Origin of the sequence: Burkholderia sp. AU28863, assembly GCF_002223195.1 — a bacterium.
Classification (GTDB): Bacteria; Pseudomonadota; Gammaproteobacteria; order Burkholderiales; family Burkholderiaceae; genus Burkholderia; species Burkholderia sola.
In genome coordinates, this window is record NZ_NKFE01000003.1 from 1,204,378 (window position 1) to 1,222,120 (window position 17,743).

Sequence of the window (17,743 nt, forward strand, 5' to 3'; positions counted from 1 at the left end):
GCGATTTTTTTTCGATCGACTGTCGGTGTCGTGTTACGCGCTCAGCGCATCGACGCCATCCTGCGCACGCAGGCGCGCCGGTTGCGTGTCGCTGACGATGCGCCCGTTGTCGAGCTTCAGCAGACGGTCGGCGAGATCGAAGTAGCGGTCGTCGTGCGTGATCACGATCACGGCCTTGCCGCGCGCGCGCAGCTCGGGCAGCAGTTGCTCGTAGAACACGGCCTTGAACGACGGGTCCTGGTCGGCCGCCCATTCGTCGAACAGGTAGAACGGGCGATCTTCCAGGTACGCGACGACGAGCGCGAGCCGCTTGCGCTGCCCGGTCGACAGCGCGCGCGTCGAGAACGCGCCGTCGATCACCTTCACCTTGTGGTCGAGCGCGAGTTTCGCGACGAGCGCGTTCGCCCGCGCATCGGCCTGCGCACGCGACGGATCGTCGGGGTCGACGATGCCGAGCAGCGCGTCGAACAGGTGGAAATCGTTGAACACCGCGCTGAAGCGCTGCCGGTAGGCCGCGCGCTCGCGCCAGCCGATCGTGCGGCCGTCGACCTCGATCGTGCCTTGCTCCGGCTCGTACAGCCCCGTCAGCACCTTCGCGAGCGTCGTCTTGCCGCTGCCGTTGCCGCCGACGATGAACACGAGCTCGCCCGGCTTGATCGTCAAATCGATCGGCCCGATGCTGAACATCCGTTCGTCGCGCTCGTGGAAATACGCATGCGTGACGCCGCGCAGCGTAACCGCGCCGGCCGGCGGCACGTCGGGCGCATCGGCCGCGGGCGGCACCGTGCGCAGCGCGCCGAATTCGGCCATCACGCCTTCGATCCGCGTGAGCGACACGCGCGCCGCGTTGACGGTCGGCAGGTTGTTCAACAGGCCGTCGAGCGGCACGAGCATGAACAGGAACACGACGACGTAGCCGGCGGCCGCGGCCGGGTCGGCATGCACGCCGAGCTGCGGCCAGAACGACGCGACACCGAGGAACACGTAGAACAGGAAGATGATCCAGCCGACGCCGACCGCATACGCGCTGAACGCGCGGCGGCGGTGGTCGCGCACTTCGCCGATCGCGGCGCCGAGCTGGCCGTCGACGAACTGGCGGGCGCGCGCGTCGTGCAGCTTCAGCTCCTTCGCGCCGGAGAACAGCGAGCCCAGATAGCCGAACAGGCGGTCCTGCGCCTGGCCGGCGGCTTCGAGCGCGGCGATCGCGCGGCGGTCGCCGGTGTGATAGCCGAGCGAGCCGGCGATGATCGCGGCCAGCGCCAGCAGGCACACGGGCCAGGACAGCCACGCCAGATAGCCGAGGCAGCCGAACACGATCGAGCCGTGCATGACGAGGTTCGGCAGCGCGAAGAACAGCATCGACACGTTGGTCGCGTCATCGGTCAGCACCGATTGCACGGGCGCCGCGCCGATCCGCTCGATGTCGCGCAGTTCGGCCGCGCCGACGCGCCGCGCCAGATGCACGCGCAATCGCGCCATCGTGTCCTGCGACAGGCGGGCGAACAGCGTGCCCGACACGATCCGCGTGACGAGCGCGATCACCGCGCACAGCGCGAAGCGCCACGCGAGCGACGCGTCGGCGGCGCCCGGTTGCGACAGCGCGCGGTTCAACGTCGCGACGAGCAGCACGCTCGCGACGCCGTTCAGCACGCACGCGGTGAGCGCCAGCGTGAGCGACACGCGGCTTTCGCGCAGCAGCGCAAGGATCAGGCGCGCTGCGGGGCGGCCGGGGGAAGCGTCGAGGGACGGCGGGGAAGAAGGCTCGTGGGCGGCTGTCATCGGCAACGTCGGTAAAGGGAAGGCAGGCAATAACGCGAAAAACGGCAAATCTGACGGGAAAGCGGCCGGCGGGGCGAGCCCCGTTCCGGCTTTCCTTCCTGATAGACGAACGGGCCGCGCAAATATTTAGCGACATCGCCAAAAAAAGCGGTCGCACGCATTTTGCGCACAAGGCGGTAAAAAATCGGCCGCGTCGTTCGTCAAACCAGTGAAGCCGCCCCAAGCGGCCCCGAGACTTGGCCGAAGCGGCCGGACCGAAGGACTTCACGCACATGACGAGTTTCCCGACTGCGCTGCATCACCGAATCCGCGAACTGGCGCGCATCGCGCCCGACGCGCCCGCCATCGCGGTGCCTTTCCAGAACGACCTGCGCCTGTCGCGCGGCGCGCTCGACGCACGCGCATCGCAACTTGCCCGGCGACTGCGCGCGGCCGGCGTCGGCGCCGAAGTGCGGGTCGGCGTGTGCGTCGAGCGTTCGGGCGACCTGTTCGTCGCGCTGCTGGCCGTGCTCAAGGCCGGCGGCGTGTTCGTACCGCTCGATCCGCGCCATCCGGCCGCGCGCCTCGACTGGATCGTGCAGGACGCGCAACTGCGGCACGGCATCGTCGACGCCGCCGGCCGCGCGGCGCTCGGCACGCCGTTCGAACACGCGTTCGACGCGACGGCGCGAGCACCGGACGTCGCGCAGGACCGCGCGTTCGATGACGACATCGTGACCGTGCATCCGCGTTCGGCCGCTTACATGATCTATACGTCGGGCTCGACGGGCACGCCGAAGGCGGTGGTCGTCGAGCACGGGCCGCTCGCCGCGCATTGCGACGCGCTCGCGGCCGCGCTGCCGATCGAGGCCGGCGACCGTCTGCTGCATTTCGCGTCGGTCAACTTCGACGCCGCGCACGAATGCTGGCTCGCGCCGCTCGCGGTCGGCGCCGGCATCGTCGTGGCGCCGCCGCAACCGTTCGCGCCGGACGCCGCGCACGCGCTGATGGTGCGCGAAGCGGTCAACGTCGCCGCGTTTCCGCCTGCGTACCTGCGCGAATTCGCGGCCGTCGCCGCGCGCGACGGCGTGCCGCCGGCCTTGCGCGTGCTCGCGTTCGGCGGCGAAGCGCTGCCGCAGCAGGCGTTCGAATTCGTGCGCCGCACGTTCCCGGCGGTGCGCCTGATCAACGGTTACGGGCCGACCGAAGCCGTGATCTCGCCGATGCTGTGGCCGGTCGAGCCGGGCGTGACGCCGGTGCTGGCAGCCGACGACGCGTATGCGTCGCTGCCGATCGGCAGCGTGATCGGCCCGCGGGTCGCGCGCGTCGACGGCGCCGCCGCCGATGGGGTGGGCGAGTTGCTGCTCGGTGGTGTGTGCGTCGCACGCGGTTATCACGGTCGCCCGGCGCTCACGGCCGAGCGTTTCATTCCCGATGCGGACGGCGAACCCGGCGCGCGCGTCTATCGTACCGGCGACCTTGCGCGCCTGCGCGACGACGGCGCATACGATTATTTGGGCCGCCTCGACGATCAGGTCCAGGTGCGCGGCGTGCGCGTGGAGCCGGCGGAAATCGCCGCGTGCCTGCGCTCGCACCCGGCCGTGGCCGATGCGGCCGTGCTGGCCGACACCGCCAACGGGCCGACGCGGCTGATCGCGTGCGTCGCGCTGCGCGCGGCGGCCGACGATGCCGCATTGAAGGCGCACGTGGCCGCGCAATTGCCGGCCGCGTGGCAGCCGCACCGGTTCGTGCGTTGCGATGCGTTGCCTTATACGCTGAACGGCAAGCTCGACCGCGCCGCGCTGCGCGAGCGGATTGCCGCCGCGCGCGACACGACGCAAGCTGTCGGCGATGCGCCGCGCACGCCGACCGAACAACGGATCGCGGACCTCTGGCAGACGCTGCTGGGCCTCGACGTCACGCCGTCGCGCGACGATCGTTTCTTCGCGCTGGGCGCCGATTCGCTCGCCGCGATGCAGTTGCAGGCCGCGATCCGTGCCGCCGTGCGCGTGAATTTGCGGCTCGACACGCTGTTCGCCGATCCGGCGCTCGCCGAACTGGCCGAAACCGTCGATCGCGCGGAACGCGAGACCGGCGAACCGCTTGCCGCGATTGCCGCGCGCCGCGCGCCGGCCGATGCGGCCGCGTCGGGTGCGCCGTACGTCGATCGTGCGGCATCGCTCGCGCAACAGCGCTTCTGGGTGCTCGCGCAAACGCGCGATGCAAGCGCCGCGTATCACATCGCCGCGCACTGGACGATCGACGGCGTACTCGACCGCGACGCGCTGCAGCGCGCGCTCGATCACGTGATCGGCCGACATGAAGCATGGCGCACGACGCTCGTCGACAACGACGATGGCGTCGTGATGCAGCGGATTCACGCGCATCTGCCGGTGTCGATCGCGTCGGTCGACCTGCGCGACCAGCCGCCGGCTGCCCGCGACGCGCAAGCCGCGCGTCTCGCAGAGCGCGACGCGGCCGAACCGTTCGATCTCGCGCGCGGCCCGCTGCTGCGCGCGACGCTGGTCGCGCTCACCGACGACCGTCACCGCCTGCTGCTGACCGCGCATCACGCGATCACCGATGGCTGGAGCTCGCGTTGCGCATTCGACGAACTGTCGGCTGCGTACCGCGCGTATGCCGAAGGCTGCGAACCGTCGCTGCCCGCATTGCCGATCCAGTACGCCGACTACGCGGACTGGCAGCGCGACATGCTGGCCGGCGGCGAGGGCGAGCGTCAGCTCGACTACTGGCGCGGCGCGTTGCGCGACGTGCCGGGCCCGCTCTCGCTGCCGGTCGATCGCCAGCCGGGCGCCGCACGCACGCTGCACGGCGCGCGCGTGTCGGTGCGCCTGCCCGATGCGGTCGCGGCCGACGTGCGGCAACTCGCACGCGACGCGCAGGCAACCGTCTTCACGGTGCTGCTGGCCGCGCTCGACGCATGGCTGTCGCGGCTGACCGGCGAAACGGACGTCGTCGTCGCGGTGCCGGTCGCGCATCGTCAGCGCCCCGAAACGCGTGCGTTGCTGGGTCTTTTCCTGAATACGGTCGCGCTGCGCGTACGCGTGGCGCCGACGCTGCCGTTCCGTGCGCTCGTCGATGCGGCGCGTACCGCGGCGCTCGACGCGGTCGCGCACCAGGACGTGCCGTTCGAGCGCGTCGTCGACGCGGTGAAGCCGCCCGTCAAGCGTGGCGACGAATGGCTGCGCGTGAAGTTCGCGCAGCAGTTCGACGCACGGCACGACAGCGTGCTGCCGGGCGCCACGGCGGTCGCGACGCCGGGGCCCGATCTTGCCGCGCGCTTCGATTTCGCGTTGGATTTCACCGACGACGCGAACGGGATCGAACTCGTCGCGGCCTATGCCACCGACTGCATCGATGCCGATACCGCGCGTGCCTGGCTCGACAGCTATGCAGCGCTCGTCGCGTCCGCCGCACATGACCCGCACGCGACGACGGCCGCGCTGCCGTGCGACGCATCGGCTGCGTCGCGCCAGCCGCGCAACGGCCGTGCGCTGCGCATCGAACATGCCGACATCGTCGCCGCATTCGCACGGCAGGCGGCTGCGTATCCGCATCGGGTCGCGCTTGCGGACGCGTCGGCATCGCTGACGTTCGCCGAACTCGACGATGCATCGAACCGCATCGCGCGGGCGCTGGCGCAACGCGGGGTGGCCGCCGAAGCGCCGGTCGTCGTCTGCATCGAACGGTCGGCGCGTTTCGTCGTCGGCCTGCTCGGTGCGTTGAAAGCCGGCGCGCTGGCCGTGCTGCTCGACCCCGCGCAGCCGGCCGCGCGTCTCGTCGCGGCGGCGGCCGACTGCGGCGCGCGCTGGGCGCTCGTCGCGGAGCCGGCCGCGTGGCCGGCCGGCATCGACACGCAGCCGCTCGACGTCGACGCACTCGCGCAGGACGCGACGCTCGCCCATGCGGCGGGCGTGCGCGTCGCGCCGCATCCGGAACAGGGTGCGTACCTGATCTATACGTCGGGCTCGACCGGCACGCCGAAGGGCGTCGTCGTCTCGCACGGCGCGCTGGCCGACTACGTGCACGGGATGCTCGACGAACTCGCGTTCGCGCCGGACGCGTCGTTCGCGATGGTCTCGACCGTCGCGGCCGATCTCGGCCACACGACGCTGTTCGGCGCGTTGTGCGCGGGCCGCACGCTGCACCTGCTGCCGGCCGCGTGCGCGTTCGATCCGGACCTGTTCGCCGACGAAATGCGCCGCCGCGACGTCGGCGTGCTGAAGATCGTGCCGAGCCACCTGCAGGCGCTGCTCGACGCGCGCGTGCCGGCCGACGTGCTGCCGCGCCACGCGCTCGTGACGGGCGGCGAAACGCTCACGTGGGCGCTCGTCGCACGGCTGGCCGCGCTCGCGCCGGCCTGCCGCGTGATCAACCATTACGGGCCGACCGAAGCGACGGTCGGCGCGATCGCATGCGACACCGCGTCGATTGCCGCCGACGCACGCAATCCGGCGAGCGGCGTGCCGCTCGGCCTGCCGCTGCCGAATGCGCGCGCGCTGGTGCTCGACGCGTTCGGCGCGTGCGTGCCGGCCGGCGCGACCGGCGAGCTGTATCTCGGCGGCCCGGGCGTCGCGCGCGGCTACCTCGGCCGGCCCGCGCAAACGGCGGAGCGCTTCGTGCCCGATCCGTTCACGCCCGGCGCGCGGCTGTATCGGACCGGCGACCGCGTGCGGTTGCGCACGGATGGCCGTCTCGCATTCCTTGGCCGTATCGACGACCAGGTGAAGATTCGCGGCTACCGCGTCGAGCCGGGCGAGGTGAGTGCGGCCGTGCGCGCGGCCGGCCCGATCGCGCAGGCCGAAACGCTCGCGATCGAGCACGATGGCCGCCTGCGGCTCGCGACGTTCGTCGTGATGCGCGACGGCGCGGCGTTCGACGAAGCCGCGGTGCGCGCCGCGCTGGCGGCGACGCTGCCCGACTACATGGTGCCCGCGCAATTCGTCACGCTCGCGCGCCTGCCGGTGACGGCGAACGGCAAGATCGATCGCGCGGCAATGCGCGAACGGGCCGCCGTGCCGGTCGCGGCCGCGTCCGGCGACGCGCCGCAAGGTGACGTCGAAACGGTGCTCGCCGACGTCTGGCAGGCCGTGCTGAAGGCGCCGAAGGTGGGCCGCGACGACAATTTCTTCGAACTCGGCGGCGATTCGATCCTCGTGCTGCAGGTGATCGCCCGGGCGCGCAAGCGCGGCGTGCGCTTCACGCCGAAGCAGCTGTTCGACGGGCCGACGGTCGCCGAACTCGCGCGCATCGCGAAAACGGACGATATGGCCGTCGCCGCGCGACAGCCTGCGAGCACGATCGGAACGACAAACGTAACATCGACTGCCGCGCCGATCCTGACGCCCGCGCAACAACGCTTCTTCGCACTCGATATCCCGCAGCGCGGCCACTGGAACCAGTCGGTATCGTTCGATGTACGCGGCGCGTTCGACGCGGACGCATTCGCACGCGCATTCGACGCGCTGCTCACGCATCACGATGCATTCCGCCAGCGCTTCGCGCGCGGCGCGGACGGCACGTGGCAGGCGAGCGATGCGGCGAAGCCGTACGACGCGCTGCCGTTCGTCGAAGTCGCCGCACGCGACGAAGCCGACGCGCTGGCGCGCTTCGATGCGCTGCAACGCCGTCTCGACCTCGGCAACGGGCCGCTCGCCTGCGCGTGCGCGGCACGACTGCCGGACGGTTCGACGCGGCTCTATCTGGCGCTTCACCATGCGATCGTCGACGGTGTGTCGTGGCGCATCCTGCTCGACGACCTCGACACCGCCTACCGCGCGGCATGCGAACGCACGCCGGTCCGCCTGTCGCAGCCGGGCCTGCGCGCGGCCGCCTGGGCCGCGCGGCTCGCCCGTGCGGCAACGGAGCCGGCGTCGCCGTTCGCGGGCGAAGCCGCCTACTGGGCCGGCATGGCGCAGGGCGACGACGTCGCGCCCGATCACCCCGACGCAGCGGCGACGAACGCCGATGCGGCCGTCGTCGTACAGACGATCGACGCGTCATTGACCCGCGCCGCGCTGACCGACGCGCACGCGGCCTATCGCACGCAGACGATCGAGTTGCTCGGCGCGGCGCTCGCGCTGGCGCTGGCCGGCGCGCGCGGCGCCGCATCGTGCCGGGTCGAACTGGAAGGACACGGCCGCGAAGCACTGTTCGACGACGCGGATGCCAGCCGCACGATCGGCTGGCTGACGAGCCATTACCCGGTGACGCTGCCGGTCGAAGCGACGGCCCGAGACACGCTGTGCGCGGTCAAGGACACGCTGCGCGCGGTGCCGCACAAGGGGCTCGGCTTCGGCGTGCTCGCGCACTACGGCGATGCGGCCACGCGTGCGGTGCTGGCCGCCGTACCGCGCCCGCGCGTCACCTTCAACTATCTCGGCCAGTTCGATGCGCCGCGCGATGCGACGCTCGTCCCGCGTTTCGGCGGCACCGGCGTCGAGCGCGATCCGAACGGGCCGCTCGGCAATACGCTCGCGATCCATGCGTACCTCGACACGGACGGCGATGGCGCGCGTACGCTGAAGGTTCACTGGGTCTACGGTGCGCCGCAATTCGAACGCGCGACGATCGACGCGTTCGCCGAACGCTTCGCGGCCGCGCTGCGCGAACTCGTCGACGCATGCGCGTCGCGCGTCGCGCATCGCGGCGCCGGTGCGACGCCGGGCGATTTCCCCCTCGCACAGGCCGCCGGCCTCACGCAGGCCGCGATCGAACGCGCGCCGCTCGACTGGCGCGCGATCGACGACGTGTATCCGCTGTCGCCGATGCAGCAGGGCATCCTGTTCCATGCGCTGTTCGCGCCCGGCCACGCGAGCTACGTGAACCAGCTCGTCGCGACCGCGACCGCGCTGGACGCCGACCGGCTCGCGGCCGCGTTCGACGCGTCCATCGCGCGTCACGACATCCTGCGCACGAGCGTGATGCCGGACGAAGCCGCGCCGCTGCAATGCGTGCATCGCCACGCACGCATGCCGGTCGAGCAGCTCGACTGGCGCACGCGCGGCGACACGCTCGACGCCGATTTCGACGCGTGGCTCGCGGCCGACCGCACGCGCGGCTTCGACTGGCGCGAGCCGCCGCTGATGCGGCTCACGCTGATCCGCGTGACGGACGATGCGTGGCGGGTCGTCTGGACGCGCCACCACGTGCTGCTCGACGGCTGGAGCACCGCGCGCCTGCTCGCCGACGTGCTGCGCGACTACCGCGACCCGGACGCCGTGTCGCCGTTCGCGAGCCGCCCGGCGCTGCGTTATCGCGATTTCATCGCATGGCTCGGCACGCGCGACCGCGACGCCGACGAGCGCTTCTGGACCGACCGCCTGGCGCGGCTCGACGCACCGACGCTGATCGCGGAGCGCACGGCCGACCGCGCGGATGCCGAGATGGCCGCGTGGCGTGCGACGCTCGACGCCGACACGACGGCGCGCGTCGCGCAGACCGCCCGCGCACTGAAGCTGACCGTCAACACGCTGGTGCAGGGCGCATGGGCGCTCGCGCTGCAGCGGATGACGCACCAGCCGGCCGTGGCGTTCGGCGCGACCGTCGCCGGCCGGCCCGATGCGCTCGCGGACGTCGACTCGGTGCTCGGCCTCTTCATCAACACGCTGCCCGTCATCACCGCGCCGGCGCCGCAGCAACGCGCGGCCGACTGGCTGCAAACGCTGCAACGCGAAAACGCGGCGGCGGCCGAACATGCGCACACGCCGCTCGCCGACATCCAGCGCTGGGCGCGCGGGTCGGGCGGCGCACTGTTCGACACGCTGGTCGTGTTCGAGAACTATCCGGTGGACGAGTCGGTGCGCGACGCCGATCCGCGCGCGCTGGCGTTGAGCGGCGTACGCAGCATCGAAGCGACCGATTTCGCGCTGACGCTCGTGATCGAAAGCGGCGCCGAACTGACGATCGACTACGGTTACGACACCGCACGCGTCGACGCACGTCAGGTCGAGACCTGGCATCGCGCGTTTGCTTGCGCGCTCGATGCGCTGGCCCGTACGCCGGACGCGCGGCTCGGCACGCTGTCGATCGCCGACGACGCGACCCGCGACGCGCTGGCGCGCGCGCAGGACACCGCGCGTATCTGGCCGGCGGAACAACGACAGCCGCTGCACCTGCAATTCGCTGACGCCGCGAGGGCGACGCCCGACGCGACCGCACTCGAATACGCGGACGCTCACGGCCGCGTGCAGCGCGCGACCTATCGCGAACTCGATGCCGCTACGTCGCGCATCGCCGCCGCGCTGCGCCGGCGCGGCGTGCAGCCCGACACACCGGTCGCGCTGTGCGTCGAGCGCTCGTTCGACATGGTGATGGCGCTCGTCGGCGTGCTGAAAGCCGGCGCCGCGTACCTGCCGGTCGATCCCGACTATCCGGCCGAGCGCATTGCATATCTGCTGCGCGACGCGCGGCCGGCCGTCGCGATCACGCAGGCGCATCTGCGCGAGCAGGTCGAGGCCGCGCTGGGCGAGGGCGCCGACACGCAATTGCTGACGGTCGCGGATCTGCTGGCCGACGAAGCGGGCGAAATCGACCGCGAAGCCGTCGCGATCGACGACGCGCAGCTCGCGTACCTGATCTACACGTCCGGCTCGACCGGCAAGCCGAAGGGCGCCGGCAACACGCACGGCGCGCTCGCGAACCGGATCGCGTGGATGCAGCACGCGTACCGGCTGACGCGCGACGACGTCGTGCTGCACAAGACGCCGTTCGGCTTCGACGTGTCGGTGTGGGAATTCGTGTGGCCGCTCGCGATCGGCGCGAAGCTCGCGATCGCCGCGCCGGGCGACCATCGCGATCCGGCGCGTCTGGCCGCCGCGATCCACGCGCACGGCGTGACGGTGCTGCATTTCGTGCCGTCGATGCTGGCCGCGTTCGCCGCGCATCTCGACGATTTCTCGGCCGCCGCGCAATGCGACAGCGTGCGGCTGATCGTCGCGAGCGGGGAGGCGCTGGCGCCGGAGCTCGTCGCGAAGATGGCGCGCCTGTTGCCGAACGCGACGCTCGTGAACCTGTACGGGCCGACCGAGGCCGCGATCGACGTGTCGCACTGGACCTGCGGCCCCGACGACGCGCAGGCGGTCGCGGTGCCGATCGGCCATCCGATCGCGAACCTGCAACTGCACGTGCTCGATGCCGCGTGGCAGCCGGTGCCGGCCGGCGCGACGGGTGAGCTGTATCTCGCGGGTGCGGGCCTTGCACGCGGCTATCTCGGCCGTCCGGCGCTGACGGCCGAGCGCTTCGTGCCCGATCCGTTCGTGCCGGGCGCGCGGATGTACCGTACCGGCGATCTCGCGCGCCGGCGCGCGGACGGCGCGCTCGACTATCTCGGCCGCGTCGACACGCAGGTGAAGCTGCGCGGCCAGCGGATCGAGCCGGGCGAGATCGAGGCGCTGCTGCGCGCGGCGCCAGGCGTCAACGATGCGGTCGTGATCGTGCGCGACGAGCAATTGATCGGCTATGTCGCGTGTGGCGACGCGGGCCCGCTCGACCGCGCGGCGCTGCTCGACGCGCTGCGTGCGCAACTGCCGGCGTACATGGTGCCGTCGCAGTTGATCGAACTCGATGCATTGCCGGTCACGCCGAACGGCAAGTGCGACCGCCATGCGCTGCCCGCGCCGGTGCGCGAAGCGACCGACGCCGTCGAACTCGCGACCGATACCGAGCGCGCGCTCGCCGACATCTGGCAGCGCGTGCTGCATGTGGACGCGATCGGCCGCGACGGCGATTTCTTCCTGCTCGGCGGCCACTCGCTGCTCGCGACGCAGGCCCACGCGCAGGCCAACCTGCACTGGGGGCTCGCGCTGCCGCTGCGCACGCTGTTCGACACGCGCACGCTCGCACGCTGCGCGGAAGCGATCGACGCGGCCTGCGCGGCACGCGGCGCCACCGATGCGGCGAGCGCGATCGACGCGCTGCTCGGCGAACTGGAAACCCAATAAGGACGACGGATGACGAAGGTTCAACCCGACTGGCTCGCGCTCGCGACGCGTTTCGCGCAACTGCCCGACGCGCAGCGCGCGGTCTTCATCGACAAGCTCGGCGCGGCCGGCATCGACTTCCGTGTGCTGCCGATTCCGCCGCGCACGCCGCGCAGCGACCGCGTGCCGGCGTCGTTCGCGCAGACGCGGCTGTGGCTGCACGCGCGGCTGATCGATGCGCCGGACGCGTATCACATCACCGAGCGCCTCGCGCTGACGGGGCCGCTCGACGTGCACGCGCTGCGTCTCGCATGCGATGCATTGATTGCACGCCATGAGGCGCTGCGTACGACCTTCGACGAAGCACAGGACGGCGTCGCGCAGACGATCCACGCGCCGCTGCGCTGCCCGTGGCGCGAAACCGATCTCGAAGCGCTGCCGGACGCGCAGCGCGCGGCACGCGCCGAAGCCGTCGCGACGGCCGACGAAGCCGAACCGTTCGATCTCGGCACGGCGCCGCTCGTGCGCGCGCATCTGGTGCGCTTCGACGCGACGCATCACTGGCTCGCCCTGACCGTGCATCACATCGTGTCGGACGGCTGGTCGTCGGGCGTGATGCTGTCCGAGCTTGCGGCGTTCTATCGCGCATATGCGTCCGGGGAACCGGTGCCGCTCGCGCCGTTGCCGATCCAGTACGCCGACTACGCGCTGTGGCAGCGCCGCTGGCTCGATGCCGGCGAGCGCGACCGTCAGCTCGCGTTCTGGCGCGAGCGGCTCGATCCGCAGCGCGGCGTGCTGACGCTGCCGGGCGCGACCGCGCGGCCGGCCCGTCGCAGTGCGCGCGGCGCGCGCCATGTGTTTTCGCTCGACGCGCGCACCGGCGCGCAGCTGCGCGCGTTCGCGGCCGCGTCCGGCGCGACGCCGTTCGCGGTGCTGCTCGCCGCGCTCGATGCGTTGCTGGCGCGTGCGACCGGCGACGCACGGATCTGCGTCGGCGTACCGGCCGCGAACCGCGAGCGCGCGGAAGTCGCCGGCCTGATCGGCTTCTTCGTCAACACGCTCGCGATCGACGTCGACGTGCCCGCGCACGGCGATTTCTCGTCGCTGGTCGCGCGTACGCAGCGTGCGCTCGTCGACGCGCAGATGCACCAGGACGTGCCGTTCGAGCAGGTGGTCGACGCGCTCGGCGTGCCGCGCAGCGCGAGCCACCATCCGCTGTTCCAGGTGATGGCCGCGTATGGCGAACGCCGCGCGCTGCCGCCGCTCGGCGCGGCGTCGGCCGCGCTGCTGCCGTCCGGTACGCCGTCCGCGAAATTCGATCTGACGCTGTCCGTCGAAGCGACGCCGGACGGCACGTTCGACGCGGCCTTCATCTACGCGCTCGACCTGTTCGACGCGGATGCGATCGCACGGCTGGCCGCGCGCTTCGTCACGCTGCTGACCGATGCGCTCGCGCGCCCGGATCTGCCGGTCGGCGATCTCGACTGGCTGCCCGCCGACGAACGCGCGCAACTCTTCGCGTGGAACGCGCCGGCCGGCGCGACCGACGCCGAGCCGTTCGTCCCGGTGCATGCGCGCATCGCCGCGCATGCCCACGCGCGGCCCGACGCACGCGGTGTCGCCGATATCGATCGCGCGTTGACGCGCGGTGAGGTGGACGTCCGTGCCGCACGTTTGGCGCGCCACCTGGTGGCGGCCGGCGTGCGGCCCGAGATGCGCGTGGGCGTCGCGTTGCAGCGCTCGGTCGACCTGCTCGTCGCGCTGATCGCGGTGCTGAAGTCGGGCGCCGCGTTCGTGCCGCTCGATCCGGCGCATCCGCGCGAACGGCTCGCGCAGATCGTCGGCGATGCGGCCATCGCGCACGTGCTGACCGACGCCGCGAGCGCCGCGTCGCTGCCCGAATTGCCTGAACTGCGCATCTGGCGCGCGGACGAAATCGACGCGCTCGACGAAGCCGCGCACGTCGCGCTGCCAAACGTGCTGCCCGGCCACGCGGCGTATGCGATCTACACGTCGGGCTCGACCGGCAAGCCGAAGGGCGTGATCGTCGACCACGCGTCGTTCGCGCTGCATTGCGCGGCGATCGCCGAGCGCTACGGCGCGGGCGAGCACGACGTGTTCCTGCTGTTCCAGTCGGTCAATTTCGACGGCGCGCACGAAGGCTGGTTTTCGCAATACATGTCGGGCGCCGCCGTGTCGGTGACGGCCGACGTGCTGTGGCCGCCCGCGCAGACCTGCGCGATGATGATCCGCGACGGCGTGACGATGACCTACGTGCCGCCCGGCTGCGCCGCCCAGCTTGCCGAATGGGCGCTCGCGCATGGCGCGCCGCCGACGCTGCGTTCGCTGACCGTCGGCGGTGAGGCGACGTCGCGCGAGGCGTTCGCGATGCTGCGCCGCGCGCTGCCGAACGTGCGCGTGGTCAACGGCTACGGCCCGACCGAAACGGTCATCACGCCGACGCTGTGGATGTTCCGTCCCGGCGACGATCTCGCGAAGCTCGGCGACGCCGCGTATCTGCCGATCGGCACGCTGGTCGGCGCGCGCACCGCGCACGTGCTCGATGCGCGGCTGCATCCGTTGCCGGTCGGCGTGATCGGCGAACTGTACCTGGGCGGCGAGGGGATCGGCGTCGCGCGCGGCTACCTCGACCGCCCGGCGCTGACGGCTGAGCGTTTCGTGCCCGATCCGTACGGCGCGCCGGGCGCGCGTCTGTACCGCACCGGCGACCTCGTGCGGCGCCGTGCGGACGGCGTGTTCGATTTCATCGGCCGCGTCGATCATCAGGTGAAACTGCGCGGCCTGCGCATCGAACTCGGTGAAATCGAAGCACAGCTCGCCGCGCACGACGCGGTGCGTGAAGCCTGCGCGGTCGTGCACGGGCAAGGCGCGCTCGCGCAGCTCGTCGCGTACGTCGAACTGACCGCCGACGCGCGGGCGGCCGCGCAGCCGGTCGAAGCCGCGACGCTCGACGCGCACCTGCGCCGCACGTTGCCCGACTACATGGTGCCCGCGCAACTGATCGTGCTCGACGCGCTGCCGCGCAACGCGAACAGCAAGGTCGACCGTGCGCGGCTGCCGGCGCCGGTGCGGGTCGAACGTGCGTACGAGGCGCCGCGCGACGGCGACGAAGCCGCGCTCGCGGCGATCTGGTGCGACGTGCTGAACCTGGAACGCGTCGGCCGCGGCGATCACTTCTTCGATCTCGGCGGCCATTCGCTCGCGGCCGTGCGCGTCGCGACGCGCGTGGCCGAACGGCTCGGCCGCGACGTGCCGGTGCGCGCGCTGTTCGAGGCGCCCGTGCTCGCGCAGTACGCGCGGCAGGTGGCCGATGCGCCGCGCGCCGCGCATACCGGCGCCACGGCGCCGGGCGTCGCCGTGGCCAAACCGGACGCGCACGGCGTGTGGCCGCTGTCGCCCGCGCAGCTCGGCCTGTGGTTTCTGTGGCGCGCGCAGCCGGACAACGCCGCGTACAACATTCCGGTTGCGCTGCGCGTGCGCGGCCCGCTCGACGTCGATGCGCTGCGCGCCGCGTTCGCGGAGGCGGCAGCCGTGCATCCCGCGCTGCGTGCGCGGCTCGTCGTTCGCGACGGCGCGCTGCCGGGCCAGCGGATCGACGCCGACGTTGCCGTCGACCTGCCGGTGATCGACTTGTCGGCGCAAGCCGATGCACTGGCCCGCGCGGCCGCGCTGACCGACGCGGATGCGCTCGCACCGTTCGACCTCGCGGCCGACGCGCCGCTGTGGCGCGCCCGCGTGTTGCGGCTCGGTGCGGACGACCACGTGCTGTCGGTGACGATTCACCACATCGTGTCCGATGGCGAATCGATCGAGCTGTGGCTCGACGCGGTGCGTGCCCGCTATGTTTCCCGCGTGCAGCGCAGCGCAGTGTCGGCCGACGCAGCCGTCGAACCGGCCGCCCAACCGCTCGTGCTGCCCGCACCGTGCCATCCGGCGCGCGTCGCGTACTGGCGCGATGCGCTCGCCGATCTGCCGTCGCGCGTATTGCCGCTGCGCGCCGACGCGCCGGCCGTGCCGCAATGGCGCGCGGCCCGCATCGCGTTCGAGTTCGATGCGCAACTGATTCGCGCCGCGCGCGACGCCGCATCGGCTTCGCACGCGACGCTGCCGATGCTGTTGCACGCGGCGCTCAACACCGCGCTGTTCCGCGCGACGGGCGTGGCCGACCAGCCGGTCGGCGTGCTCGCGTCGACGCGCGAGCTCACGGGCGACGCGGCCCGCGCCGCGCTGGGCCTGTTCATCAACTCGGTCGTCGTGCGCACGCGGATCGATCGGGCCGCGCGCCGCGCGGACGTGCTGGCGCAAGTGCGCGACACCGCGCTCGCCGCGTATGCGCATGCCGACGTGCCGTTCGCCGACGTCGTGGCCGCGCTGCGTGCGCCGCGCGCCGCGCAGGCCAATCCGCTGTTCCAGGTGATGTTCAACTACCTGCGCCCGACCGGCGCCGCCGCGCGCGACTGGGCCGGCCTGTCGCTGGCCGGATTCGACGACGTACGCCATCGCGTCGTGTTCACGCTCGAGCTGGACGTCGTCGAGCATCCGGACGGCCGCGTGAGCGCCGCGTTCTCGTATGCGGACGAACTGCTCGCGCGCGATTTCGTCGAGACGCTCGTTGACCTGTACCACGACGAAGTCGCGTGTTTCGCCGGTGCATCGGAGGCGGCGCTCGGCGCCGCCGATGCGCGCGCAGCCACGCACGCCGCGTCCGGCGCACGCGCCAGCGCCGCAGCACGGCCCCACGCCATGCCGTCGCAGGCGGCCGCCGCGCTCGCCGCACTGTGGTCGGACACGTTCGCGACGGCCGCTCCCGAGCCCGATGCGGACTTGTTCGAGGCCGGCGCGACGTCGTTCGACGTCGTGCGCTTCGTCGACGCGGCCGGCCGTGCCGGCCATGCGCTGACGGTCGCCGACGTGTTCGCGGCGCCGACGCTCGCGGCACTCGGCGCGCGGCTCGATGCGCGCGCGGAAACGGGGCAGGAGGCGCGCCATGCTGGCTGAAGTGCGCCCGGACGGATTCACGATGCTCGATACCTACCGGCTCGCGTTCGCGGACGGTCTGTTCGCCGCGCGCGACGGCGCGGAGATCCGCGTCGCGCAGGGCGACGGGATCGGCGCGCAATTGCTGCGCGCGCAGCTCGGCGACGACGGTGCGCTGCGCCTCGTCGCCTACAACCATCGCGCGGCGCCGGCCGATCAGCGGCGGGCGCTGCTGGCCGCACTGGCCGCGGCGTTTTCGGACAGCGCGCGCCACGCGGCGATCCGGCTCGACCCGGCCGCCTGGCCGGCGGTCGCGCTCGACGCGCTGCGCGCGAGCGGCGTGCTGGCCGACGGCGGCCGCTGCATGCGCGACGGCTGGGCGCAACAGGCCGATCTGTGGCGCGTCGGCCCGCTTCTGCCGTGCGCGGCGCTGCCGACGATCACCGACGGCCGGCGTCATCCGCGCCGGCCGCCCGCACCGCGCGGCGAAGTCTATGCGCGCGACCTGCCGGCGCTCGGCGTGCGCTTCACGCTGCGCGGCTGGCGGCCGGCGGAGGATACCGGGCGGCTCGCGCGCTGGTTCGACGAGCCGCGCGTGCGCGACGGCTGGCCGGGCGCACAGCCCGCGCAACGCGGCACGGACGGCCCGCAGGAAACCGATCCGCACGTGACGCCGCTCGTCGGCTGTTTCGACGGCGAGCCGTTCGCGTATTTCGAGGCGTTCTGGCTGAAAGAGGACGCACTCGCGCCGCACGTCGCGGCGCGCGACTACGACCGCGGGCTGCGGATGCTGGTCGGCGAGCCGCGCTGGCGCGGCGCGCACCGCGTGGCCGGCTGGCTGCCGTCCGTCGTGCATTACCTGTTTCTCGACGACCTGCGTACCGAAGCGGTCGGCTGTGCCGTGCCGGCCGGCCACGCGCGGGTTGCCGACCATCTCGCGCGGCATGGCTTCGCGCGGCAGCGCCGTCTCGCGCTGGCCGACGCGCAGCCGTTGTGGATGCACACGCTGCGCGAGACGTTCTTCTCCGGCCGTCACGTCTGACGGG

The 17,743-nt window shown here is 72.3% G+C and carries 4 protein-coding genes; 3 read left to right on the plus strand and 1 reads right to left on the minus strand.

Annotation, left to right across the window (positions count from 1 at the left end):
* Positions 1 to 33: 33 nt before the first annotated feature.
* Positions 34 to 1,779 (minus strand): cyclic peptide export ABC transporter, encoded by a 1,746-nt coding sequence (locus CFB81_RS08005; RefSeq protein ID WP_069620690.1) that lies wholly within the window; start codon positions 1,777 to 1,779, stop codon positions 34 to 36.
* Between the two features lie 272 nt (positions 1,780 to 2,051).
* Between CFB81_RS08005 and CFB81_RS08010 the strand changes: the two genes are divergently transcribed.
* Genes CFB81_RS08010 through CFB81_RS08020 form a run of 3 tightly spaced genes read left to right on the plus strand, consistent with a single transcriptional unit; the run spans position 2,052 to position 17,739 of the window.
* On the plus strand, positions 2,052 to 11,720 hold the full coding sequence (locus tag CFB81_RS08010; protein WP_089435351.1) for a non-ribosomal peptide synthetase: 9,669 nt from the start codon (positions 2,052 to 2,054) through the stop codon (positions 11,718 to 11,720).
* A 9-nt stretch (positions 11,721 to 11,729) separates the two neighbouring features.
* Positions 11,730 to 16,718 (plus strand): non-ribosomal peptide synthetase, encoded by a 4,989-nt coding sequence (locus tag CFB81_RS08015; RefSeq protein WP_089435000.1) that lies wholly within the window; start codon positions 11,730 to 11,732, stop codon positions 16,716 to 16,718.
* Complete coding sequence (locus CFB81_RS08020; RefSeq protein WP_089435001.1) at positions 16,708 to 17,739, plus strand: GNAT family N-acetyltransferase; 1,032 nt, start codon at positions 16,708 to 16,710, stop codon at positions 17,737 to 17,739. Before CFB81_RS08015 ends, CFB81_RS08020 begins: the two co-directional genes overlap by 11 nt.
* The last annotated feature ends 4 nt before the right edge of the window (positions 17,740 to 17,743 follow it).